The sequence below is a fragment of the Alsobacter sp. SYSU BS001988 genome (genome assembly GCF_054796215.1).
Genome location: NZ_JBTAMK010000003.1, coordinates 1 through 24,416, shown reverse-complemented (window position 1 = coordinate 24,416; position 24,416 = coordinate 1). Strand labels below are relative to the sequence as shown.

20 protein-coding genes and 1 tRNA gene are annotated in these 24,416 nt (G+C 71.3%); 12 read left to right on the top strand and 9 right to left on the bottom strand.

The annotated features are described in order from the left end of the window. Window positions 1-61 precede the first annotated feature (61 nt). A complete protein-coding gene (locus ACYVO7_RS07200; RefSeq protein WP_460449160.1) occupies window positions 62-685 on the bottom strand; it encodes a hypothetical protein in 624 nt (207 codons plus the stop codon). A gap of 260 nt (window positions 686-945) precedes the next feature. Between ACYVO7_RS07200 and ACYVO7_RS07195 the strand changes: the two genes are divergently transcribed. Then, the gene (locus ACYVO7_RS07195; protein ID WP_460449159.1) at window positions 946-1,698 is read left to right on the top strand and encodes a L,D-transpeptidase; all 753 of its coding nucleotides are present in this window, start codon (window positions 946-948) and stop codon (window positions 1,696-1,698) included. A gap of 4 nt (window positions 1,699-1,702) precedes the next feature. Here the strand turns inward: ACYVO7_RS07195 and ACYVO7_RS07190 are convergent, their stop codons facing one another. The 3 genes from ACYVO7_RS07190 to aceB all read right to left on the bottom strand — a co-directional run bounded on the left by ACYVO7_RS07190 (window position 1,703) and on the right by aceB (window position 4,971). Next, window positions 1,703-2,479: an LOG family protein gene (locus tag ACYVO7_RS07190; protein WP_460449158.1), complete on the bottom strand. Its 777-nt coding sequence runs from the start codon at window positions 2,477-2,479 to the stop codon at window positions 1,703-1,705. A gap of 12 nt (window positions 2,480-2,491) precedes the next feature. Beyond that, a complete protein-coding gene (locus tag ACYVO7_RS07185) occupies window positions 2,492-3,268 on the bottom strand; it encodes a DUF2076 domain-containing protein (RefSeq protein ID WP_460449157.1) in 777 nt (258 codons plus the stop codon). A 155-nt stretch (window positions 3,269-3,423) separates the two neighbouring features. After that, window positions 3,424-4,971, bottom strand: coding sequence for a malate synthase A (aceB, locus tag ACYVO7_RS07180; protein ID WP_460449156.1), 1,548 nt, complete (start codon window positions 4,969-4,971; stop codon window positions 3,424-3,426). A gap of 306 nt (window positions 4,972-5,277) precedes the next feature. Here aceB and ACYVO7_RS07175 point away from each other — a divergent pair, with 306 nt between their 5' ends. Beyond that, on the top strand, window positions 5,278-7,158 hold the full coding sequence (locus ACYVO7_RS07175; protein ID WP_460449155.1) for a methyl-accepting chemotaxis protein: 1,881 nt from the start codon (window positions 5,278-5,280) through the stop codon (window positions 7,156-7,158). A gap of 36 nt (window positions 7,159-7,194) precedes the next feature. On the opposite strand, the gene ACYVO7_RS07170 is transcribed toward ACYVO7_RS07175, so the two are convergent. From ACYVO7_RS07170 to ACYVO7_RS07155, 4 genes are all read right to left on the bottom strand, one after another. Next, on the bottom strand, window positions 7,195-7,518 hold the full coding sequence (locus tag ACYVO7_RS07170) for a hypothetical protein (protein WP_460449154.1): 324 nt from the start codon (window positions 7,516-7,518) through the stop codon (window positions 7,195-7,197). A gap of 135 nt (window positions 7,519-7,653) precedes the next feature. Beyond that, the gene (gene glcF, locus ACYVO7_RS07165; protein ID WP_460449153.1) at window positions 7,654-9,033 is read right to left on the bottom strand and encodes a glycolate oxidase subunit GlcF; all 1,380 of its coding nucleotides are present in this window, start codon (window positions 9,031-9,033) and stop codon (window positions 7,654-7,656) included. 10 nt (window positions 9,034-9,043) lie between these two features. Continuing rightward, a complete protein-coding gene (glcE, locus tag ACYVO7_RS07160) occupies window positions 9,044-10,231 on the bottom strand; it encodes a glycolate oxidase subunit GlcE (RefSeq protein ID WP_460449152.1) in 1,188 nt (395 codons plus the stop codon). A 174-nt stretch (window positions 10,232-10,405) separates the two neighbouring features. After that, the gene (locus tag ACYVO7_RS07155) at window positions 10,406-11,857 is read right to left on the bottom strand and encodes an FAD-linked oxidase C-terminal domain-containing protein (protein ID WP_460449151.1); all 1,452 of its coding nucleotides are present in this window, start codon (window positions 11,855-11,857) and stop codon (window positions 10,406-10,408) included. A gap of 185 nt (window positions 11,858-12,042) precedes the next feature. Here ACYVO7_RS07155 and ACYVO7_RS07150 point away from each other — a divergent pair, with 185 nt between their 5' ends. The 10 genes from ACYVO7_RS07150 to ACYVO7_RS07105 all read left to right on the top strand — a co-directional run bounded on the left by ACYVO7_RS07150 (window position 12,043) and on the right by ACYVO7_RS07105 (window position 24,109). Next, window positions 12,043-13,011, top strand: a complete 969-nt coding sequence (locus tag ACYVO7_RS07150; protein ID WP_460449150.1) for a LysR family transcriptional regulator — start codon at window positions 12,043-12,045, stop codon at window positions 13,009-13,011. Between the two features lie 109 nt (window positions 13,012-13,120). After that, entirely contained in the window at window positions 13,121-13,513 is a 393-nt protein-coding gene (locus tag ACYVO7_RS07145; RefSeq protein ID WP_460449149.1) for a c-type cytochrome, read from the top strand. 101 nt (window positions 13,514-13,614) lie between these two features. Beyond that, window positions 13,615-14,409, top strand: coding sequence for a (Fe-S)-binding protein (locus ACYVO7_RS07140; protein WP_460449148.1), 795 nt, complete (start codon window positions 13,615-13,617; stop codon window positions 14,407-14,409). 67 nt (window positions 14,410-14,476) lie between these two features. Further along, window positions 14,477-15,910 carry a LutB/LldF family L-lactate oxidation iron-sulfur protein gene (locus ACYVO7_RS07135; protein ID WP_460449147.1) on the top strand — a complete coding sequence of 478 codons (1,434 nt, stop codon included), beginning with the start codon at window positions 14,477-14,479 and terminating at the stop codon, window positions 15,908-15,910. Further along, window positions 15,907-16,578, top strand: a complete 672-nt coding sequence (locus tag ACYVO7_RS07130) for a LutC/YkgG family protein (RefSeq protein ID WP_460449146.1) — start codon at window positions 15,907-15,909, stop codon at window positions 16,576-16,578. The genes ACYVO7_RS07135 and ACYVO7_RS07130 overlap by 4 nt, the downstream gene beginning before the upstream one ends. A 156-nt stretch (window positions 16,579-16,734) precedes the next feature. Continuing rightward, entirely contained in the window at window positions 16,735-18,195 is a 1,461-nt protein-coding gene (locus tag ACYVO7_RS07125) for a L,D-transpeptidase family protein (RefSeq protein WP_460449145.1), read from the top strand. Continuing rightward, entirely contained in the window at window positions 18,192-18,839 is a 648-nt protein-coding gene (locus tag ACYVO7_RS07120; protein WP_460449144.1) for a hypothetical protein, read from the top strand. The genes ACYVO7_RS07125 and ACYVO7_RS07120 overlap by 4 nt, the downstream gene beginning before the upstream one ends. Before the next feature lie 54 nt (window positions 18,840-18,893). Beyond that, window positions 18,894-20,048 carry an acyl-CoA dehydrogenase family protein gene (locus ACYVO7_RS07115; protein ID WP_460449143.1) on the top strand — a complete coding sequence of 385 codons (1,155 nt, stop codon included), beginning with the start codon at window positions 18,894-18,896 and terminating at the stop codon, window positions 20,046-20,048. Window positions 20,049-20,162: 114 nt separating this feature from the next. After that, complete coding sequence (locus ACYVO7_RS07110) at window positions 20,163-22,889, top strand: bifunctional acetate--CoA ligase family protein/GNAT family N-acetyltransferase (protein WP_460449142.1); 2,727 nt, start codon at window positions 20,163-20,165, stop codon at window positions 22,887-22,889. A gap of 119 nt (window positions 22,890-23,008) precedes the next feature. Continuing rightward, window positions 23,009-24,109: a tetratricopeptide repeat protein gene (locus ACYVO7_RS07105; RefSeq protein ID WP_460449141.1), complete on the top strand. Its 1,101-nt coding sequence runs from the start codon at window positions 23,009-23,011 to the stop codon at window positions 24,107-24,109. A 40-nt stretch (window positions 24,110-24,149) separates the two neighbouring features. On the opposite strand, the gene ACYVO7_RS07100 is transcribed toward ACYVO7_RS07105, so the two are convergent. Next, a tRNA-His gene (locus tag ACYVO7_RS07100) sits at window positions 24,150-24,226 on the bottom strand. Window positions 24,227-24,416 lie beyond the last annotated feature (190 nt).

Here is a 24,416-nt window from a genome sequence, read left to right as displayed (position 1 = left end):
GGCTGCGGGGTCCGTTGCGTGGCCGCCCTTGTCGCATGGCCGGCCGGGCCCGTGAAGCGCGTCACGACAACAGGCGGTCGACCTCGGCCTGCGTGAGATGCCCGGCGTCGGACTGGAGGCGCGGACCGTTCTCCAGGTCCGTCGACTGGGCGCCGCCCCAGCCGGGAATGCGGGGCCGGGCCGCCGCGAGCGCCTGCGCCTCGGGGCCCGCGCCGAAGCGCCAGGTCGCGATGCGCCGGTCGAGCTCCTGCAGCAGGCCTCGCACATTGGTGAGCCGCTGGCCGGAGAGATCCTGGAAGTCGCAGGCCTGGAACAGCAGCACGACCTTCTCGGAGAGCTGGTCGGCCGCTTCGGGCGCCAGCGCGCCTTCCGCCTTGAGGCGGTGAATGGCGGCGTCGAGGTCCTCGCAGACGCCCAGGATGGCGTGCACGCCGCGCCCGACGTCGTTGATCACGGCGGTGAGTTCGGCCGAGGCGCGGTCGAGCCCCGCCCCCGCCTGCACCACGGCCGCGGCCGCCGCCTGATGGCCCTGCGCCGGGCCGAAAGGACTGCCCGGGCTGCGCTCGGCGCGAGCGTCGCCGGCTTCGCCCTCCCGGGCCGAGGCGGGCGGGAGACCCAGCCGCGAGCGCCGCGGCTCGGTCCGGCCGAGCGTTTCGAAGCGGTAGGGTCTGGACGAACGCGGCACGGCTCGGGGCTCCTGGGGTCAGGCCGCAGTCTCACGCAAGGGCATGAAGGATGATTTACGCCGAAGGCGATGGGGACTCTTCACCATGGGGCAAGGTTAACGCCTTGCTGATCCGGTCGCCGCAGCGGAACACGCCGTAAACCATGTTTGCTGTGAAGATTCCAGAAACGCCCGATGCAATTCGTTAAGGATGCTTCTTCAGCCGATATTGATGTTAACGGCACGATCTTCGGCCCATGATCGACCTGGGGCCGCCATCGATGAATTCGAGACAAGCATCGGCGAAGAATTCGCTGCTTCTGACCCTCCTGCTCGGCGCGGCGACGCTGCCGGGCGCCGCGCAGGCGCAGCCCTATGGGCGCGCCAATCTGGGCGGAGGCTTCATCGAGATGCTGATGACCGGGCGGGACCCGACGCCGCGCGCAGCGGCGCCGATCCCCACGCCCGGAGCGCCGCTCGGCGCGCCGCCCGCGCTGTGGCCGGCGCCGCAGCCGATGACGGCGCCGCGCTACGCGTCGCTGCCGCAGGGCGGCCCGCCCGAGCCGATGGGCCGGATCGAGCGCGGATTCGACCCCCGCTTCGAGCGGCAGGTGGTGGAGTATGACGGCCCGCATGCGGCCGGCACGATCGTGATCGATTCGCCCAACAAGTTCCTCTATCTGGTGCAGGGCGGCGGCAAGGCGCTGCGCTACGGCATCGGCGTCGGACGCCCCGGCTTCACCTGGGCGGGCGTGAAGACGATCACCCGCAAGGCCGAGTGGCCGGGCTGGACCCCTCCGCCCGAGATGCTGAAGCGCCGGCCCGACCTGCCCGCCCACATGGAGGGTGGACCGGACAACCCGCTGGGCGCGCGGGCGATGTATCTGGGGTCGACCCTGTACCGCATCCACGGCACCAACGAGCCGAACACCATCGGGCAGAACGTGTCGTCGGGCTGCATCCGCCTGCGCAACGAGGACGTGGAGGATCTCTACAACCGCGTGCGGGTGGGCACGAAGGTGATCGTGATCTGATCCCTCACGGGCCCGGCAGCGGCAGGCCCCGTTCCACAAGGCTGGTCCAGACCGCCTCGGCGTCGTCGGCGAAGCCGAAGATCGAGAGGTCCTCGCGGCGCACCATGCCGGCGTCGACCAGCGCGTCGAAGTTCACCACCTTGGTCCAGTAGGCGCGGTCCACCAGCACGATCGGGATGCGCGGCGCCTTGCCGGTCTGGCGCAGCGTCAGCATCTCGAACAGCTCGTCCATGGTGCCGAAGCCGCCCGGGAACACCACCAAGCCGTTGGCGCGCATCGCCAGATGCATCTTGCGCATCGCGAAATAGTGGAAGCGGAAGGTGAGTTCGGGGGTCGAGTAGGCGTTCGGATTCTGCTCGTGCGGCAGCGTGATGTTGAAGCCGATGGAGGGCGCGCCGGCGTCGCGGGCGCCCCGGTTGGCGGCCTCCATGACGCCGGGGCCGCCGCCCGTGGCGATGACGTTGTCGCGCAGTCCGCCATTGTGCAGCAGGGCGCCGCCGCGCTGGGAGGCGATCATGCCGAAGCGGCGGGCCTCCTCGTACCAGCGGGCGCCGTTCGCCCCGAGCGGCGAGGCAGCCGGATCGGGGCCGGCCCGCGCCGAGCCGAACACCACGATGGTGGAGCGGACCCCCCAGGCGCGGAGCCTCTCCTCGGCCTTGGCGTATTCGAGGAGAAAGCGGACGCCGCGCATCGAGTCGCCGAGCAGGAACTCCTGGTCCAGGGCCGGCAGGCTATACGCGGCGGACGCCTTCTGGGCGCTGTTGTCAGGCGAATCGGTCACCCGGCGAGGCTATCAGGCCCAGCTGTCGCCGTCGTCGGACCCGCTGTCGTCGAAGCTGGCGTCGTCGACGAAGCCGCCGCCGTCATCGACATTGTCGTCGAAGGCCGCCGCCGAGCTCACCGAGGTCGGGTCGCCGGCCGGGCCGAACAGCGCGTCGTTGCTGAGGCCGCCCGCTCCGCCCGCGAGCGAGGCCGGGTCGGTCGCGCCCTGGCCGCCGAACAGGCCGCTCGCGCCATGATGCGAGTTGAAGAGCGACGACACGCCCTGGAACAGCAGCGCGCCGCCGGCGACGCCGGCCGCGGTCGTCATGGCGCTGCGCAGGAAGCCGCCGCCCTGCGGCTGGCCGCCGCCGAACATGCCGCCGCCGCCCTGCCCCTGCTGGGGCTGGTATTGCGGCTGGGCTTGGCCCCACGGGCCGGGCGCGGGCTGGGCCGGGGCGGCCTGCTGGGCCCCCGGGCCCCAGCTCGGAACGCCGCTGGGGGTGCGGCCGGGCTGGGCGCGGCCGGGTTCGCCGCCGCCGAAGATGGACTTGCCGAGGCCGCCCAGGAAGCTGGTCGACCCCTGCTCGCGCTCCGCGACCTGGGCTTCGAGTTCCTGGATCCGGCTGGCGGCCGCCTTCAGGGCCTCTTCCTGCACGATGACGGTTTGTGAGAGGAGATAGGGCGCATAGGGCTGCTGCCGCACCGCATCGGTGATGAAAGCCTCGGCTTCCTTGTCGCGGGGCGTGTTGGCGGCGCCCTTGATGCGCTCGAACAGGTTCGTGAGCAGCTGGCGTTCTTCGGGGCTCATGTCGATCCTCGTCTGGTGGCCGGGATCCCGGTCACGGGGCCGCACCCGCCACGAGGCGCGGCTCGTGACATGTGGGGGGCGGCTGGCCCCTCACCAAGTGCTCCGATCATGAATTCGCAGAAAGGGTCGGCCGTTCCGTCCCGGCGGCGCCGGGGTCAGGCCGCCAGGAGCCCGTAGGCCGACAGCGTCAGGAATTCCGGCGCGTCCTCGGCCAGGGTCATGTCGCGCAGGAGCGCCACGGCCTCGGCGTAGCGGCCGCTCGCATAGGAGTCCGCGCCGGTTTCGGCCAGCAGCCTCGCGGTCTCCTCCTCGAGCGTCTCGCTGAACAGCTCGGGCGTGATCTTGCGGCCGTCCGACAGGGAGGCGCGGTGATAGACCCACTGCCACAGCTGGATGCGGGCGATCTCGGCCGTGCCGGCGTCCTCCATGAGGTTGTAGAGCGGCACCGACCCGCGCCCGCTGAGCCATTCGGCGAGGTAGCGGACGGCGACCCGCACATTGTGGCGCAGGCCCGCCTCGGTGCGCCGGCCGGGATGCATGGACAGCATGTCGTCGCGCAGGATCTCCATGTCGTCATGCAGCTGGCCGAGCTGGTTGGCCGCGGGCATCACCTTGTCGAACACCTCCGCGGCGACCGGCACGAGGTCCGGATGCGACACCCAGGCGCCGTCGAGGCCCTCCAGCACGGCGCGCTGCTTGTCGGCCCGCACCTTCTCGATCGCCTGCTTGTGGGCGGCCGCGTCGCCGTCGACCGGAAGATTGGCGGCCTTGCCGCCCAGCGCCAGCGCCCCGCGCCGGTGGCAGGTCTTGATGAGCAGATAGGAGCAGGAGGCGAGGAAGTTCGAGCCCATCACCATGGAGGCCCGGTCCGGGGTGACGAAGCGCGCATGCCGGCCGAGGCGCTTGATGAAGGAGAAGATCAGGTCCCAGCGGCCGCAGTTCAGCGCCGTGGCGCGCCCGCGCAGCTCCCACAGGATCTCGTCCATCTCGAAGGCGGCCGGGAGGGTCTCGATGAGGGCGGTGGCCTTCACGGTCCCGTCCGGCAGGCCGAGCTCGCGCTCGATCCGGGTGAGGACGTCGTTCCAGAGGCGGGCCTCCAGATAGCCCTCGATCTTGGGCAGGTAGACGCCCGGCGCGCGGCCCTGGGCCACGATCGCGGCGGCGTTGTGGAAGAGATAGAGGCCCATGTCGAACAGCGCGGCCGCGATCGGCTCGCCATCGATGCGGACATGCTTCTCCGGCATGTGCCAGCCGCGCGGGCGCATCATGACGGCCGGACCGAGGCGGGGGTCGCAGGTCCCGCGTCCGCCGACCGCGGGCAGGCGGCCCGCCCACAGGTCCATCAGGTTGGCTTGGCCGTCGATCAGGTTGGCCCAGCGCGGGGAGGAAGCGTCCTCGAAATCGGCCATGAAGGTCCTGGCGCCCGACTGCAGCGCCGCCGCGATGGCCGGGCGGTCGGGCGGACCGGCGATCTCCACGCGCCGGTCGAGGAATTCGGCCGGGATGGCGGCGACGCGCCACTCCGCCTCGCGGATCGCGGCGGTCTCGGCCGGGAAGTCCGGCATCTCGCCGGCGTCGAACCGGCGCTGGCGCTCCGCCCGCCGCTCCAGGAGGGCGCGCCGCGGCGCCGCGAAGGCCTCGTGCAGCCGGGCCAGCAGCGCCAGGGCGCCGGGGCTCAGCACGTCCGTCGCCCGGCCCGTCATCGCTCCATGAACGACCAACCCGGCGTTTGATCCCGAACTCGACACGCTCAAGCCTCCGACACGCAACTTTACCGAGCGACCATGCCAGCCAAGCCTTGCAAGGACGTTTCGAAGCGCGGCCGCATTGTTGCGTTCAGGGCGATGATGCGAGGCGTCTTGTGATAAAACGTGCATAATCCGGTTTAGCGCGCCTTGGTTGCGAATGACGCAACCCTAAGATGTTCAATCCCCCGAACGCGCACTCTGATTGTTTACTCCTTGAATCCTATTTTCGGCCGGAATCATCGTGGTTTTCCCGAGCGCCGAGTGAATCTGGTCCGATTGTTCAAGCTGCCCGCGTCCAGGCCCGACCCGTCGGGCGAGGGCGTCGCGCGCGCGGCCCCGGAGCCGGCGACGCCGGCCGCCGAGCCGCCGCACGACGTCCCGGGCCCCGGCATGGAGGACGTCCTCAAGCAGCTCGAGGACGACGTCCTGCTGACGATGCGGGTGATCGGCTATTCGGCCGACGACGTGCAGTCGCGCATCACCGAGACCCTCGGGATGATGGACGGGCTGCGCGACGCCAGCCTGGAGCTCTCCAGCCTGTCCGGGACGGCCTTCAAGGCGACCACCAGCCTCGCCCACACCACCCAGCAGCTCGAGCGCACCGGAGAGGCGATCGAGCAGCACGTCGCCGGCACGGACGAGTTCGTCCAGGACGCCCAGGACCTGGCCAAGGACGTGACGCTGCGCATGGAGCAGCTCTCCGGCGCGGTGGACCGCATCGCCGGAGTGGTCGCGGTGATCGGCGCCATCGCGCGGCAGACCAACTTGCTCGCGCTCAACGCCAGCATCGAGGCCGCGCGCGCCGGGGCGGCGGGACGGGGCTTCGCGGTCGTCGCCACGGAGGTGAAGCAGCTCGCCGGACAGGTCCAGATGGCCACCGGCGACATCAGCGCCCAGATCTCCATGCTGCAGACGGTGGCGCGCGAGAGCGGCTCGACGGTGGGCGACATCGCCCGGCTGCTCGGGCGGGTGGGGCCCGTGCTGAGCTCCGTCAAGGACGCGGTCCGCAAGCAGATCGGCGGGGCGAGGGAGGTGGCGTCCCGCGCCTCCGAGAGCCTGCAATTCGTCAGCGTCGTGTCGGACAAGAGCCAGGCGATGACCCGCGTCGCCGCCGACGCCGCGGCGGCCTGCCAGGACGCCGGCCAGTCCGCCAGCAAGATGGTGCCGGCGCTGCATCTCCTGACGCAGCGTTCGACCGCGTTCCTGCGCCACACGGACCTGCGGGACCGGCGTTCGGCGCGCCGCCTCCCGGTGAGCCTGCGGGGCCAGTTCCGCAGCGCGGACGGCCTGGTCGCCGTGGGCCTCACCACCGTGGACCTGTCGGAGGGCGGCGCGCTCGCGTCTCCGGACGGTCCCGGCCTGGCCAAGAGCATGACCGGGCTGGTGCAGATCGACCAGGTCGGCACGATCCGCGCGTCCGTGCGGTCGGTCGACGAGGAGGCCGCGCGGCTCGCCTTCCACCACCCCTCCGCCGACGCTCTCGGCGAGATCCGCCGGCTCGTCGCCGACGCGGACCGCGAGACGCGCCCGCTGGTCAAGATCGCGCAGGCCGCCGCGATGGAGATCGCCGACGCCTTCGAGGCGGGGCTCGCAGCCGGCCGGGTGCGGCTCTCCGACCTGATCACGGTCGACTACCGGCGCGTGCCCGGGACCGATCCGATCCAGTACCTGACGGACGCCACGCCGTTCTACGACGCGACGCTGCCGCCGATCCTGGAGCGCGTGAGGCGCGACGTGCCGGAATGCTTCCTGGCGACGGCGGTGGACCGCAACGCCTATCTGCCGGTGCACCACCCGGAATATTCCAAGCCCCAGCGGCCGGACGACTTCGCCTGGAACGACGTCCATTCGCGCAACCGGCGGATCCTGGAACGGTCGAAGATGCTGGTGCTGGCCCGCAACCAGGACGCCTACCAGCTCGCCGGGTTCATGCGCCACGAGGGCGGGGCGGACTTCAAGCCCATCAAGCTGATCGCCGCGCCGATCTTCGTGCGCGACGGCCTGTGGGGGAACGTGATGCTGGCGGTCGGGACCACGGTGCTGCCGCCGCGGCGCGACGACCCGCCGGCGTTCCGCACCACCGCGCGGGCGCCTTCGGCGGCCCTCGACGTGAAAACGGAGCGGGTCGACCCCGCTCCGTGACGTCCAGCGCTGATTCGCCGGCCTCCGGCGGTCGCGTCAGATGCACATCACCAGGCTGATGGTCTTGTGGCCTGCGCGCACTTCCAGACGCTCCCAGGCGTCGCGGCTCTCGTCGCCGAACACGCCCGGCTCCTCGGCCGGATAGAGGCGGTTGTCCTCGTCGGCGACGTGGATATGGAAGCCGTCCGGGACCTCGAAGCCGTTGATCGCCTTGGCGACCCCTTCCGGATCCTTCTCGAACGCATCCAGCAGCGACCGGTCGTCATGAATCGCCTTGGCGATCTCACGCATCTTGGCGTAGTCGACCTGCGCAAGGCGGGCCGCGCTGGTGGTCACAAACTCGCGGGTGGTCTCAGCCATTTCGCTCTCCCTGAAGGCGTCTGACGACCCATTGATGCGCTCAATTCGCTCGCGTTCAAGCTGTATTTTTAACTGATTATTTACTATCGCGAGCATCAAGGGGCGCAGAGACCTTCGTCAGCCGGGAGAGGAACATCATTCGGCCGCGCGGGCCGCAAGAGAGGGATCGAGGGTTGGGCGGTGGGCGAAACCGGCGTCCTCGAGCGCCTCCGGCATCGGGCCGCCGGTGGCCCAGTCGATCAGTTCAACGGTGTGGACGATCGGGGTCTTATCGCCCCGGTCCGCGAATCCCTTACCGATCTGGGTCATGCAGCCGATATTGCCCGTGGCGACGATCGCCGGCCGGGTGCGCTCGATGTTGTCGACCTTGCGCTCGCGCAGGCGAGAGGCCAGCTCGGGCTGCAGGATGTTGTAGGTGCCGGCGGAGCCGCAGCAGATATGGGCCTCGGGGACGTCCTTGACGACGAATCCCGCCGCCTTGAGCAGCTTCTTGGGCAGATCCACGATCTTCTGGCCGTGCTGCATGGAGCAGGCGGAATGGTAGGTCACCACGTCCCCGGTGGGACGCGCCGGCGGCGCCCACTCGATCTCGGCCAGGTACTCGGTGATGTCCTTGGCCAGCTCGGAAACGCGCTTGGCCTTGGCCGCGTAGGCCGGGTCCTCGCGCAGCATGAAGCCGTAGTCCTTGATGGTGGTCCCGCAGCCCGAGGCCGTGATGACGATGGCGTCGAGCCCCTCGCCCTCGATCTCGGCCGTCCAGGCGTCGATCGTGCGCCGGGCGAAGTCGAGGCCTTCCGCCTCACGGCCCATGTGGTGGACGAGCGCGCCGCAGCAGCCCTCGCCCTTGGGAAACACCACCTCGATCCCGTTGCGGTTGAGAAGCCGGACCGCCGCCTCGTTGATGGACGGCTTCAGCACCGGCTGGGCGCAGCCGCTGAGGATGGCGACCCGGCCGCGCCGCTGGCCCTCGGGCGGGAAAGCAGCGCCTCCCTGCACGGGGGAGCGGGACGGCAACCGCGACGGCGCGAGGTCCAGCATCGCGCCGAGGCGCGGGCCGACGACGGGCAGCCGCCGCAGCAGCGGACGCAGGGGCCGGCCGAAGATCGCCCCCGCGAGGGCGAGGCGGAACCGGCCCTGATAGGGCAGCACGGCCGCGAGCAGCGAGCGCACGGCGCGGTCCATCGGGGGCCGCTCGTAAGTCTCCTCGATATAGGAGCGGGCATGGTCGACGAGGTGCATGTAGTGCACCCCCGACGGGCAGGTCGTCATGCAGGAGAGGCAGGAGAGGCAGCGATCGATGTGCTTCACCACCTGCGGGGTGGCGGGCCTGTCGTTCTCCAGCATGTCCTTGATCAGGTAGATGCGCCCGCGCGGGCTATCCAGCTCGTCGCCGAGCAGCAGATAGGTCGGGCAGGTGGCCGTGCAGAAGCCGCAATGCACGCAGGTGCGCAGGATCTTCTCGGACGTGGCCGTGGCCTGGTCCTTCAGCCGCTCGGGAGCGAAATTGGTCTGCATGATCTGACTTTCAGAGCCCCGCCGCCATGCGGCCCGGGTTGAGGATGCCGGCAGGATCGAAGCTGGCCTTGATTCCAGCCGAAAGCGCCGCGATTGCGGCGGGCTGCGGCTCGAAGACGGAAACGGACGCTCGCACTTCGGCAGGCGCGCGAACCAGCGTCGCGTGCCCGCCCGTTCCCGCGAAGGCGGCGCGGATCGCCGCCGCGCCGGCGTCGCCGGCGGGGGCCGCAGCGATCCACACCAGCCCGCCGCCCCAGTCATAGAAGCAGCGCAGCGGCAGGGTGCGGCTCAGCATGGCCATGGCCGCCGCCGCCTTGGAGGGCGCGACGGAGACGCGCCAGACCGCGGCGTCGCGCGGCTCGGCCAGGAAGGTAACGTCGCGGACCTGCCGCCAAAGCGCGGCGGCGGTCTCGCCCTCGATCACGTCGGCGGGGCCGAAGCTCTTCAGAAGCATGCGCAGCTCGCCGGCCCGGTAGGCGATGGACTCGGGAAAGCCCTCGAGCCGCAGCAGCGTCTTGGGCACGCGCTCGACGCCGGAGGGCAGATGGGCCGCGCCGTTCACCTCGAAGGGCGAGCCGAGGCCTGCCGCCATGGCGTCGATCGCGCGGGCGTCGTCCAGCCCGTGCAGCACCACCGTCATCACATGGGCGGGCGCGGGCAGCACCTTGAAGATCACCTCCGTCATGACGCCCAGCGTGCCCCAGGAGCCCGCCATCAGCTTCACGAGGTCGAGCCCGGTGACGTTCTTCATCACCCGCCCGCCCGACTTCACGATCTCGCCCTTGCCGTTGACGAGACGCACCCCGATCAGGCTGTCGCGGCAGGCGCCCGCCATGATGCGGCGCGGGCCGGAATTGTTGGAGGCCGCCAGCCCGCCCATCGTGGGCTCGCCTGTCGTCCCGAGCAGGCCGCGATAGTCCACCGGCTCGAAGGTCAGCGCCTGGCCCTTTTCGGCGAGAGTCGCCTCGACTTCGCGCAGCGGCGTGCCGGCGCGCGCGCCGATCACCATCTCGGAGGGCTCGTACAGGGTGACGCCCGTCATCGCGCGGGTCGTGACCGTGCGCTCGGTCTGCAGCGGCCGGCCGAAGCCGTTCTTCGTGCCCGCGCCCTCCACGGCCAGGGGAGTCTTCGCCGCATGGGCGGCCGCGATGGCCTCCGCCAGGGCGGCTTCGTCGGCGGGCTGGAGAAGGTCGGTCATGCGGGTTGATTCACGGTTTTCGGCGAGGGTTGCGAAGGTGAGGAGACCCTCACCCCAGCCCTCTCCCCGTGCCGGGGAGAGGGGGTCGATTGCGGCTGCAGCGGCGGGCGCACCCTTCGCCCCGGCACGGGGAGAAGGCAGCCGGAAGGGCCGGATGAGGGGCTTCTCCCCCGCCTACGCAGCCTCGCTGTCGGGAAGCCAGCGGCCGTCGAGGGGGAAGACCTTGGCGGGGTTGAGCAGCCACTGGCGGTCGAACACGGCGCGCACGCGCATCTGCTGCTCGAGGTCGACGTCCGTGAACTGATGGCGCATCAGGTCGCGCTTCTCGATGCCGACGCCGTGCTCGCCCGTGAGGCAGCCGCCGACCTCCACGCAGAGCTTGAGGATGTCGTTGCCGGCCTCCTCGGCCTTGTGGGCCTCGGCGGGGTCGTTGACGTTGTACATGATCAGCGGATGCAGGTTGCCGTCGCCGGCGTGGAACACGTTGGCGACGCGCAGGTCGTAGCTCTTCACGATCTCGTCCATGCGCTTCAGCACGTAGGGCAGCTGGCCGGTCGGGATGGTGCCGTCCATGCAGATATAGTCGGCGATGCGGCCCGTGGCGCCGAAGGCCGACTTGCGGCCCTTCCAGATGGCCGCCGTCTCCATGGCGGACTTGGACTCGCGCACCGTCTGGACGCCGTGCTCCTTGGCGATGTCGACGATGCGCGCCAGGGTGGCGTCCATCTCGGCGTCCGAGCCCTCGACCTCGATGATCAGCAGGGCTTCCGCATCCATCGGGTACCCCGCCTTGGCGAAGTCCTCGCAGATCTGGATGGCGGGCTTGTCCATGAACTCCATCGCGACCGGGACGATGCCGGCCGCGATGATGGCGGCCACGCATTCGCCGGCGCTCTCGCTCGACGCGAAGCCGAACAGCACCGGCCGGGCGCCCTCGGCCGCGCGCAGGATGCGCAGGGTCGCCTCGGTGACGACGCCGAGCTGGCCCTCCGAGCCGATCACCAGCCCGAGCAGGTCGTAGCCGGGCGCATCCAGGGCGTCGCCGCCGATGTCCACGATCGCGCCGTCGAGCAGCACCATGCGGACGCCCAGAATGTTGTTGGTGGTGACGCCGTATTTCAGGCAATGGGCGCCGCCCGAGTTCATCGCGATGTTGCCCGCGATCGTGCAGGCGAGCTGCGACGACGGGTCCGGCGCGTAGAAGAAGCCCTCATAGGACACGGCCTGGCTGACAGCCAGGTTGGTGATGCCGGACTGCACCCGCATGGTGCGGTCCGCGAAGTTGACGTCGAGCACGCGGTTCATCTTGGAGACGCCCAGGATGATGGCGTCCTCCTGCGCGATGGCGCCGCCGCACAGCGACGTGCCGGCGCCGCGCGGCACGACCTTGACGCCCTGCTCCTTGCAGAACTTCAGGATGGCCGAGACCTCCTCGGTGGTGGAGGGCAGCACGACGGCGAGCGGAAGCCGACGATAGGCCGTGAGCCCGTCGGTCTCGAAGGCGCGGCGCTCGTCCTCGGTGGTGACCAGCGCATCCGGGGCGACGAGACGCGCGAGGCCGGCGACGATCTCATCCCGGCGCGCGACGACGCCCTGGTCGGGGGTCGGAAAAGCGATGCCGCTCATGGGCCTCTCCCTGCGAGCCGAGGCTGATCAACAGGCGAGCCCGGTCTCGACGCTTTCATTGTAGCGGATCGTCGACGGACTTGCAGGATGCCGTCGTAATCAGGATTATTTCCGCCAGGGCGAAAATGTCCATCGCCTTGTCACCCCGGGCCCTGCGACATGCGGGCGAGGACCAGCCGCGCCGCATGACCAATCTCGTCGACCTCGACATCTTCGCCCGGGTGGTGACGGCCGGCTCCATGTCCAGCGCCGGGCGCGGGCTCGGCCTGTCGCCGGCCGTGATCTCCAAGCGGATCCGCCGGCTGGAGGAGCGGCTGGGAACCCGGCTCCTGCACCGGACCACGCGGCAGATCGCCCTCACCGAGGCGGGACAAGGCTTCTTCGAGCGGGTGGTGGCCATTCTGGCCAGCGTGGAGGAGGCCGAGGCCTGGGTGACGCGCCGGTCCTCGGCGGTGCGCGGCGTGCTGCGCGTCTCCGCGCCGACCTCCTTCGGCAGGCTGCACATCGCCCCGCATTTGACCGACTTTCTCGAGGCGCATCCGGAACTGACGGTCGACCTCGTGCTCTCCGACGCCTTCGTCGACATCGTCGGGGAGGGTTTCGACCTGGCGGTGCGCATCGCGGACCTGCAGGATTCCAGCCTCGTGGCGCGCCGGCTCGCGGCGAATCACCGCGTGCTCTGCGCCGCGCCGGCCTACCTCGCCGCGCATGGGGTGCCGGCCAGCCTGCAGGATCTCGCCCATCACCGGCTCTTGGCCCACAACGCCGACCAGTGGCGGCTGGAGGGCCCGGACGGGCCCGTCACGGTGCGGGTCGAGAGCCCGCTCAAGACCAACTCCAGCGAGGTAGTGCGCGAATCCGTGATCGCCGGCGCGGGCGTCGCGCTGCGCTCGACCTGGGACGTCGGCCCGGAGCTTCGGGCCGGAAAGCTCACGCGGGTGCTGCCGGGCTACGGCGGCTCGCGCAAGGTGGCGATCCACGCCGTCTATCCCTCGCGTCGGCAGCTCGCCCAGAAGGTCCGGGCCTTCATCGACCACCTGGCGGACCTTTACGGTCCGACCCCGCCCTGGGACGAGGGGCTGGGCTTCCTGGCCCGTCCCGAGCCGCCCCGGCACGACGAAGAGCCGCAGGCGCGGAACCCTTCAAGGGCCTGAGACATAACGCTGCTGCGACCTACGTCCAGCATTCAAAGGCGGCTCAGTCGTGCTAAGCCTCAGCCGCCAAGAAACGGGCCGCCGGGCCCCTCACTGGGAGACGCCGTTCATGACCAAGCTCACCGTCATCTTCGCCGCCATCGCCGCCGTGTCGGTCTCGGCCGGGTCCGCCCTGGCGCAGGACGCCGCCGCGGGCGAGAAGGTCTTCCTCAAGTGCAAGGCCTGCCATCAGGTCGGCGAGGGCGCCAAGAACGCGGTGGGCCCGGTGCTCAACGGCCTGATCGGCCGCAAGTCGGGCTCCGTCGAGGGCTACAGCTATTCCGAGGCGAACAAGACCTCCGGGCTCACCTGGGACGAGGCCACGTTCAAGGACTACATCAAGAACCCGAAGGCGAAGATCCCAGGCACGAAGATGATCTTCCCGGGGCTGACGAACCAGGCCGACATCGACAACGTCACCGCCTACATCAAGCAGTTCGACGCGACCGGCAAGAAGAGCTGATCCGCGACGCGGCCCCGCGTCCCGCGCTGCGCGGGGGCCGCGCTTGAATCCCGGCGGCCGCTGGTCCACTCTCCAGCGCCGGCCGGCCGAGGGCCGCGTTCGTGCTGGAGTCGCCACAGGCCGTGCCCACCTTCACCCGCCCCCTGCGGCCCCGCGTGGGGCTGTTCGTCACCTGCCTCGTCGACCTGATCCGCCCCTCCGTGGGCTTCGCCGCCGTGAAGCTGCTGGAAGACGCAGGCTGCGTGGTCGAGGTCCCGAGCCAGACCTGCTGCGGCCAGCCGGCCTTCAACTCCGGCGACCGGGCCTCGGCGCGGGCCCTGGCCGAGCAGGTCATCGACGCCTTCGCGCCGTTCGACTTCGTGGTGGCCCCCTCGGGGTCCTGCGCCGGGCAGATCCGGGCCCACTATCCCGAGCTCTTCGCCGGGGACCCGAACGTGGCCCGCAAGGCCGACGCCCTGGCGGCCAAGACCTACGAGCTCGTCAGCTTCCTGGTCGACGTCATGGGCGTGAAGGAGGTCGACGCCCATTACAGCGGCACCGCCACCTATCACGACAGCTGCTCGGGCCTGCGGGAGCTGGGCGTCAAGCGCCAGCCCCGGCTGCTGCTCGCCAGCGTCGAGGGGCTGACCCTGACCGAGATGAAGGAGAACGAGGTGTGCTGCGGCTTCGGCGGCACCTTCGCGGTGAAATACGCGGAGATCTCCAACTCCATCGTCGAGAAGAAGACCGAGCACGTCGCCGCGAGCGGGGCCCATACGCTGCTGGCCGGCGATCTCGGCTGCCTGATGAACATGGCGGGCAAGCTCTCCCGCCAGGGCAGCGACGTCGAGGTCCGGCACGTCGCGGAGGTCCTAGCCGGGATGACCGACGAGCCGCCGATCGGGGCCGCCAAGTGAGCGCGCCCTTGCCGCCCTCCCCCGCCGCGCGGCAGCGGGCCACACCGAGCCATCCGGGGCAGCGCCCATGACCCTTCACGTCACGTCCCCCCAGTTCAAGGACAACGCCCACCGCGCCCTGCAGGACGAACAGCTGCAAAAGGCCATGGGCAATGTGCGGCAGGGCTTCATCGACAAGCGCGCCGTGGTCGCCGCGAAGCTGCCGGAGTTCGAGGCGCTGCGCGACAGCGCGCGCGACATCAAGAACCACACGCTGGCGCATCTCGATCTCTATCTGGAGAAATACGAGAAGAAGGTCACGGCCGCCGGCGGCCACGTCCATTGGGCCCGCACCGCCGAGGAGGCGCGCGGCGCCATCCTGGACATCTGCCGCAAGGCCGGCGCGCGCACGGTCACCAAGGGCAAGAGCATGATCTCCGAGGAGATCGCCCTGAACGACGCGCTGGAGGCCGCCGGCATCCGGCCCGTCGAGACGGATCTCGGCGAGTACATCATCCAGCTGCGCGGCGAGATCCCGTCCCACATCATCGCGCCCGCCGTGCATCTCAACGCCACGCAGGTGGAGAGCGACTTTCGCCGCGTGCACACCCATCTCGATCCGGCGCGCGACCTGTCGCAGCCCGTGCAGCTGCTGACGGAAGCGCGGGGCGTGCTGCGCGACCGCTTCCTGGCGGCGGATGTCGGCATCACGGGCGCGAACTTCCTGGTGGCCGAGACCGGCACGTCGGTGATCGTCACCAACGAAGGCAATGGCGACCTCACCCAGACGCTGCCCAAGATCCACATCGTCATCGCCTCCATCGAGAAGGTGGTGCCGACGCTGGAGGACGTGTCGCAGATCCTGCGCGTGCTGGCGCGGTCGGCGACCGGGCAGGAGATGAGCGTCTACACGACCTTCTCGACCGGGCCGCGGCGGCCCGAGGACGTGGACGGGCCGCAGGAGTACCACGTCGTCATTCTCGACAACGGCCGGTCCTCGATGCTGGGCACCGCCTTCCAGGACATGCTGCGCTGCATCCGCTGCGGCGCCTGCATGAACCACTGCCCGGTCTATCACGCGGTCGGCGGCCACGCTTACGGCTGGGTCTATCCCGGCCCGATGGGCGCGGTGCTGTCGCCGTCGCTGATCGGCGTCGACAAGGCCGGGCACCTGCCGAACGCGTCGACCTTCTGCGGACGATGCGAGAGCGTCTGCCCGGTCCGGATCCCGCTGCCCAAGCTGATGCGGCACTGGCGCGAGCGCGAGTTCGAGCGGCACCTGTCGCCCGCCACGGTGCGCTCGGGCCTCGCCTTCTGGGGCTTCTTCGCCCGGCGGCCGCGGCTCTACCGCTTCGCCACGGGACTCGCCATGCGGTCGCTGGCGTGGCTGGGCCGCGACAAGGGCCGGTTCACGTCGCTGCCGCTGGCGGGCGGGTGGACCGAGTTCCGCGACTTCCCGGCCCCGCAGGGGCAAACGTTCCAGCAGCAGTGGAAGTCGCGCCGCGCGGGATCCGGCCGATGAGCGCGCGCGACGAGATCTTCGCCACGCTGCGCCGCTCGCTCGGCGTGACGGGAACCGAGGCGCCGCGCGTCCACTCGGTCGAGGAACGGCTGCAGCGGGCCCCGCGCGGCGTCATCCCGGAGCGGGCGCAACTGCAGGGCGAGGCCCTTCTGCAGCTCTTCAAGACGCAGGCCGAGTCCGCCATGGCGAGCGTCGTCGAGGTGGACACCCACGCCGACGTGCCGGCCGCGATCGCCGAATATCTGCGGCGATCGAACCTGCCGGCGCGCATCCGGATGGGCGACGACCTGCGGCTCGCCGCCATGCCGTGGGCCGAGACGGCGCTCGAGGTCAGCAAGGGCCGCAGCGACGGGCAGGACCTGGCCGCCGTCAACCACGCCTTCGCGGGCGTGGCGGAGACCGGCACGCTGACGATGACGTCGGGACCCGAGAACCCGTCCACCCTCAACCTCCTGCCCGACTACGCCATCGCGGTGCTGTCGGCCAAGGACGTCGTCGGCGACTACGAGACCATGTGGACCAGGCTGCGGGAGGCCTACGGCAAGGGCCAGATGCCCCGCACCGTGAACTGGATCACCGGCCCGTCGCGCTCCGCCGACATCGAGCAGACGCTGCTGCTCGGCGCGCATGGGCCGCGCAGCCTGCACATCGTGCTGGTGCGCGACTGAGCGCGGGGCGAAGCGCCGCCTTGGCGGCGGCGACGTGAAGCCGCGCCTGCGCCGCGGTCCCGTCGCCTCCTGTTAACCAATCCGGTTCACCATCGCGGCGTCATCGTGAGTTCCGTCATGGCCCGCCGCCCTCTTTCCGTCCCGCCGCAGACATCCGTGTCAGCCGCCGCGCTGGCGCTCGCCCTCTGGGCGGCGTCTGCTCCGGCCTTCGCCGAAATCTCCCCCGCTCCGGCCCCGGCGGCGATCCGGATGGCGCAGCGCGCCACGATCACGTCCGCGCCCCTGCCGGCCCTTCAGTCCGCTGCTCCGGTCGACGCGGCCGCGCCCGTCGTCGCCGCGCCGGCCCCGCAGCCGGCCGCTCCCGCCCCGACGGCGGCCCCCGCCGCCCCGGCGGCCGCTCCGGTCGCGGTCGCGCCGGCGCCCTCGGCCGCAGTCGCGCCGGCGAAGCCGAAGCCGCCCGCTCCGCCGCCCGAGGTGAAGATCTCGCAGGACCCGAGCCCCAGCTATCACGCCGACAGCGTCGCCATGATCCTCGCCGCCGCGAAGGCCTATGGGGACGCCGCCGCGCGCGGCGGATGGGCCAGCCTGCCGGAGGGCGGGCCGCTGCTGAAGCCGGGCGCCAAGGACCCGCTCGTCGCCCAGGCCCGGGCGCGGCTCGCCGCGACGAGCGACATCGCCGAGGACAACGGCTCGGACCTGTTCGACCGCGGGCTCGCGGCCTCGGTGCGCCGCTTCCAGGCGCGGCATGGACTGCCCGAGACGGGGCTGATCGGCCCGTCCACCATCAAGGCCATGAACGTGCCGGCCGAGCAGCGCCAGCGGCAACTGCTGGTTTCGGCCCAGCGCCTGCAGAGCGCGACCTTCGCCTTCGGACCGCGGCACATCGTCGTCAACATTCCGGCCGCGGCCGTCGAGGCTGTCGAGAACGGCGTCGTGGCGCGCCGCTACGTCGCCGTGGTGGGCGACCCCGGCCACCCCTCGCCGGTGGTCGAGGCCAAGGTGGGGGCGATCAATTTCCACCCCACCTGGACCGTGCCGGTGTCGATCATCCGCAAGGAGATCATCCCGAAGATGCGCAAGGACCCGACCTATCTGGCCAAGCAGAACATCCGCATCCTGGACGCGCAGGGCCAGGAGGTGAACGCCGCCACGGTCGACTGGTCCAACAACAGCGCCGTGAACTACACGCTGCGCCAGGATTCCGGCGTCTCGAACTCGCTCGGGATCGTGCGCATCCAGATGCCGAACCCGCACGCCGTCTACATGCACGACACGCCGTCGAAGCGCTTCTTCGGGCAGGATTTCCGGTTCCTGTCGCATGGTTGCGTGCGCGTCTCGGGCGTGCTCGACCTGGTGACCTGGCTGCTCGGTCCGCAGGGCTGGACCCGGCCGCAGGTCGACGCGATGGTGGCCTCGGCGGAGCGCAAGGACGTGCGCCTGCCCCAGTCCGTGCCGGTCGCCTGGGTCTACATGACGGGCTTCGTGGCGGCCGACGGCGCGGTGAACTTCCGCGACGACGTCTACGGGCTGGACAAGGCCGATCCGGCCGACCCGGTGGCGACCTCGAGCATCGCGCCCCGCCGCGAGGCGTCGCGCAGCCCCGCCCCGGCCCAGTGAGCGCAGGCGTCCGCGCGCCCCTGCAGAACCGGGTCCGCCCGGACGGCGAGATCGTCGCGGAGCCCGCCCGCGGGACCCTCATGGGCAATCGCGGCGGGCGCATCCATGATCCCGCGACGCGCGCGCTGGGGCGCCGCCGATGGGCGTCGCGCGCCTGGATCGCCTGCGAGCTCGCCTGGAAAGATTGGCGCCGGCCCGTGTTCGGCGCCGGCTACACGGAGCTGTTCTTCTGCGACGAGGTGACGGCGCTGGCCGCCGGCCACCGGCCCTGCATGCTGTGCCGCCGGCGGGAGGCGAACGCCTACCGCGCCGCGCTGGCCGCCGGGCTGGGGCTGGCGACGGTCCCGTCCTTCCTCGACGTCGACCGCCTGCTGCACGCCGAGCGGCTGCAGGGCCGGCGCAAGCGGATGCATCGCGCCGACGCCGGCGCCCTGCCGGACGGGGCGATGATCCGGGACGACGCGGGCGCCTTCTGGGCCATCCTGGGCGGCGAGGCGCTGGCCTGGAGCCCCGGCGGCTACCAGGAGAGGGCGCGGCGTTCGTCCGGAGAGGTCGCCGTGCTGACGCCGCCCGCCTCGCTTGCGGCGCTGGCCAAGGGCTACCGGCCCCGCTGGCATCCCTCGGCGCTCGCGCCGGAGGGGTGAAGAGCGGCGCGCGGGATGCTAGCCTTCGGGCGAAGCTCCTGGAGACGCCGACCGATGCTGTTCGCCTTCACGGACGAGGAAGAGATGATCCGCGACGCCGCCCGGAGGCTGGCGGCCGAGCGGCTGGCGCCCGTCGCCGATGCGCTGGACCGCGGCGAGGGGCGCGCGGAGCTGCTGGCCAATCTCAGGGCCCTGGCCGAGAACGGCTTCATGGCGATCAATGTCAGGCCCGACTATGGCGGGACGGGCGCCGGGACGGTGGCCTTCGCCCTCGCCATCGAGGCGCTGGGCTACGCCTGCGCGGCCACCACGGTCGGCGTGTCGGTCACCAATATGGTGGGCGAGGTCATCCAGGCCGTCGGCAGCGAGGATCAGAAGCGGCGCTATCTGCCGCGGCTCGCGGACGGGACCTACCCGGCCGGCGCCTTCTGCCTGACCGAGAGCGGGGCCGGCTCCGACCCCGCCGGCATGCGGACCCGCGCGCGGCGCGACGGCGATTCCTATGTGCTCGACGGCGAGAAGATCTACATCTCGTCGGCCGAGTATGCGGGGGTCTTTGTCGTATGGGCCGTGACGGACCCGGAGCGCCCCAAGGGCAAGGGCGTCTCGTGCTTCCTGGTGGAGGCCGGCGCGCCGGGCCTCGTAATCGGCAAGGCGGAGCGCAAGACCGGCCAGCACGGATCCTCCACCAACACCGTGTCGTTCGAGGGCTGCCGCGTCCCGGCGAGCGCCCTCATGGGCCGGGAGAACGACGGGTTCCGCATCGCGGTCGCCGAACTCGCGGGCGGGCGCATCGGCGTCGCCGCCCTGTCGCTCGGCATCGCGCGGGCCGCCATGGACGCCGCCAAGGCGCATGTGCGCGACCGCCGCCAGTTCGGACAGGCCATCGCGGAGTTCCAGGGCGTGCAGTGGATGATCGCCGACCGGGAGACCGACATCGAGGCCTCGCGCCTGCTCATCCTCAACGCCGCGGCGAAGAAGGACCGGGGCGAACCCTTCGCCAAGGAGGCCTCGATGGCCAAGCTCTTCGCCTCGGAGGCCGCGCACCGGGCGACGGACACGGCGGTGCAGCTCCATGGCGGGGCGGGCTACATCCGGGACTACCCGGTCGAGCGCCTGGCCCGGGACGCGCGCATCACCCGGATCTATGAGGGAACGTCGGAGATCCAGCGACTCATCATCGCCCGGGAGACGCTGCGGAACCTGTGACCTTCCGACGCCGCGATCGTTTCATTGTGCATTGCGATAGCGCAGCGCCAGGGAGGGGGCCGCCGCCCTAGCGTGTCGTCGACTCAGGGCCGCAGGCCCGGCATGGAGCCCCCGATGAGCACCTATCGTCTCGAGAACCTGTTCGCCCCCCGTTCGGTCGCCCTGGTGGGGGCGAGCCCCCGGGAGGGCTCGCTGGGGCGGGCGGTGCTGAAGAACCTGCTCGCCGCCGGGTTCGAGGGGCCGCTGCACCTGGTCAATCCGAAGCACCGCAGCATCGAGGGGCTGGCCTGCGTCCCGTCGCTGTCGGACCTGCCCTCCCCGCCCGACGTCGTGGTGATCGCCGCGCCGGCCGCCGCCGTGCCCGACATCGTCGACGAGGCGGGCCGCATCGGGGCCTGCGCGGCGGTGATCATCACCGCCGGCTTCGACCGGGGCCCAGGCTCGGCGGAGGAGCGCATCGAGGCGTCGGCGCGCCGCAGCGGGCTGCGCATCGTCGGGCCGAACTGCCTCGGCGTGATCGCGCCGGCCGCCCGCTTCGACGCCAGCTTCGCCGCCCGCCCCGCCCTGAAGGGCGACCTGGCGCTGATCTCGCAGTCGGGCGCGATCGCGGCCTCGCTCATCGAATGGGCCGGGGAACGCGGGGTCGGGTTCTCCGGCATCGTGTCGCTGGGCGACAAGATCGACGTCGACTTCGGGGACTGCCTCGACTTCTTCGCCCAGGACCGCGGCACGCGGGCGATCCTGCTCTATGTCGAATCCATCAACGACGCCCGCAAGTTCATGTCGGCGGCGCGGGCCGCCGCGCGCACCAAGCCGGTGGTGGTGGTCAAGTCCGGCCGGCACAAGGCCGGGGCCAGGGCCGCGCATTCGCACACCGGCGCGCTGGCGGGGTCGGACGCCGTCTACGAGGCGGCGTTCCGGCGCGCGGGCCTGCTGCGCGTCTACGACCTGGACGAGCTCTTCGCCGCGGCCGAGACGCTGTCGCGCGTGGGTCCGTTCCGGGGCGACCGGATCGGCGTGCTGACCAATGGCGGCGGCATCGGCGTGCTGGCGGTCGACCGGCTCGTCGATCTCGGCGGCCAGCTCGCCACGCTGACGCAGGCGACCATGCAGGCGCTCGACGCCTCGCTGCCGCCCGGCTGGTCCCACGCCAACCCCGTCGACATCATCGGCGACGCCGACGCGGACCGCTATGCGCGCGCCCTCGACGCGATGCTGCGGGACGACGGCGTCGACGCCGTGCTGGCGATGAACTGCCCGACCGCGCTGGTGTCCAGCCGCGCCGCGGCGCAGAGCGTCGTGGACGTCGTCAAGGCGCATCGCTCCGGCAGCTTCAAGCCCAAGCCGGTCTTCGCCGTCTGGCTCGGCGACCGGACCGAATCGCAGGAGATCTTCGAGGCGGCGCGGATCCCGAACTATTCGAGCGAGGCCGACGCGGTGCGCGGCATCATGCATCTGGTGGGCTACCGCAAGGCGCAGGACCTCATCATGGAGATGCCGCCGAGCCTTCCGGAGGATTTCTCGCCCGACATGGAGGCCGCCCGGCGGCACGTGCGCGAGGCGCTGGACCGGGGCGAGCGCTGGCTGAACCCGGTCGCCGTGACGGGCGTGCTGGAGGCCTACCAGATCCCGGTCGCGCCGGTGCGGCTGGCCGCCACGCCGGAGGAGGCCGGCCGGCTGGCCGCCTCGTTCCTGGCGAGCGGATCGGCCGTGGCGATCAAGATCCTGTCGCAGCAGATCGCCCACAAGTCGGATGTGGGCGGCGTGGTGCTGAACCTCAGCAGCGAGAGCGCCGTGGTGGAGGCGGCGAGGACCATGCTGGCCCATGTCGCGCAGGTCCGCCCCGACGCCACCCTCGACGGCGTCACCGTGCAGCCGATGATCCACCGGCCGCGCGGGCGCGAGCTGATCGCCGGCCTCGCCGACGACCCGACCTTCGGGCCGGTGGTGGCCTTCGGGCGCGGCGGCACGGCCGTGGAGGTGATCAACGACAAGTCGCTGGCGCTGCCGCCGCTGGACCTGACGCTGGCGCATACGCTGATCGGCCGCACCCGCGTCTCCAGGCTGCTGCGCGGCTACCGGGACGTGCCGCCCGCCGACGTGGACGCGGTGGCGCTGACGCTGGTGAAGCTGGCGCAGCTCTCGGCCGACGTGCCCGAGATCCGCGAGCTCGACCTCAACCCGCTGATCGCGGACGAGAGCGGCTGCATCGCCCTGGACGCGCGGATCGGCGTGGAGCCCTCGCCGGCCGGCCAGCGCCGGACCGCGCTGAACCCGCGCTTCGCGATCCGCCCCTATCCCAAGGAGTGGGAGCGCGAGCTGACCCTCAAGGACGACTGGCGCGTCTTCGTGCGCCCGGTGCGCCCCGAGGACGAGCCGCTCTACGCCGACTTCTTCCAGAAGGTGACCCCGGAGGACCTGCGGCTGCGCTTCTTCGCCAAGGTGAAGGACTTCAGCCACGCCTTCGTGGCCCGGCTCACGCAGCTCGACTACGCCCGCGCCATCGCCTTCGCGGCGCTGGACCGCAGGACAGGCGAGCTCCTGGGCGTCGTGCGCCTGCACTCGGACGCGAATCACGACACCGGGGAATACGCCATCCTGCTGCGCTCGGACCTGAAGGGCCGCGGGCTCGGCTGGGCGCTGATGCGGCTGATGATCGACTACGCCAAGGCCGACGGGCTGAAGAGCGTGCACGGGCAGATCCTGCGCGAGAACACCACCATGCTGGCGATGTGCGCCGCGCTGGGCTTCGAGGCCCATGCGGACCCGGACGACCGGGACATCATGACCGCCGTGCTGGATCTCACGCGCGTCCCCGGCAGGGCGCCGGAGGCCGCCTGACCGGCGCTTCCGAAAGACGTTGCGAAGCAGCGCGCGATCCTTAGTCTCGATTGTGGATGGCGGGGAAGACGGCGGTCTGAGCGCTGGCTGATTCGTCCGGACCGAGGCAGGATCGGCAGATGCAAGCACTGGCTGGCGCTACCCTGCATATCCACGGCCGCCTTGACGGCCTCACTCTCCGTCAGGTCTCGGGCCTGGTGGAAAGGGCGGGAGGCCGGGTCGCCCGGCGGGTGGGCGCCTCCACCACCCATATCGTGCTGGCCCATAGCGTGGCCTCGATCGAGACCGACGACATCGCCGATCTGGGGCAGGTGTTCACGCTGGTGAGCGAGTTCTCGCTGCGCCGGGCGCTGGGGCTCGGGCCTTGCCCCGACACGGACATGCGCACCTGGGAGGCGAAGGACCTCGCCCGGCACGCCAGGCTCAGCGAGGACGAGGTGCAGCGCCTGTCGCTGTTCGACCTGCTCGACCCTGTGGAGGGGCGGTTCGGCTTCCGCGACCTGGCCTCCGCCCGGGAGGCGGCGCGCCTGCTCGGCGCCGGCGTCGAGATGGAGGCCCTGCTGAACGCCGGAAGCGCGCTGCGGCGGCGCGGCCTGCGCCTCAGCGAGGCGCGGATCTCGGAGGCGCCCTGGGGCGATCTGGCGCTGGGCCGGGCGCCGCACCTGACGACCTTCGACGGCCAGCTGACGCTCGACCTGGGGGAGAGCCCGGTGCGGGTGGCGGATCTCGCCGAGGCGGCCGAGACCTTCGAGGCGGAGGGCGACCTCGCCCGGGCCGAGGGGCTCTACCGCATTGCGGCGCGCATCGACCGGTGGGACCCCGTCCTGCCCTTCAACCTCGCCAACCTGCTCTACGCACAGGGCCGCGAGGCGGAGGCGATGATCGCCTACCAGACCGCCCTGGCGCGCGACCCGGACTATGTGGACGCCTATTTCAACCTCGGGGTGCTGGCCAGCATCCGCAACGCCAACGACGAGGCGGAGCGCTACTACCGGGCGGCGCTGGAGACGGACCCGTCCCACTCCGATTCCCGCTTCAACCTCGCGCTCCTGCTGACGCATATGCGCCGCTTCCCCGAGGCGCTGGCCTTGTGGGAGGAGCTGATCCGCAACCAGCCGAGCCGGGAAGACCTGGCGCAGGCCAGGCGCTACATGCTGCTGTGCCGGATGGAGATCGCCGCGGCGCGGCGGCCGGACGAAGCCGCGGCCGAAGGGGCGTGAGGCTCAGTGCCGGCGAGAGAACGGCCGGCCCGGTCCGCGATGGTACAGCTGCCCCGGCTCGAACGGGGGACCTCTAGATCCACAATCTAGCGCTCTAACCAACTGAGCTACAGCTGCATATTCGCGTGCGGCGCGATACCTAGGCCGATTGCGCGGGGATTTCAAGCCGTGATTTCCGGCCTGTGGGCGGGTCCCGACGTCCCCCCGCGCGGCGGGGGGGGGGGGGGGGGGGGGGGGGGGGGGGGGGGGGGGGGGGGGGGGGGGGGGGGGGGGGGGGGGGGGGGGGGGGGGGGGGGGGGGGGGGGGG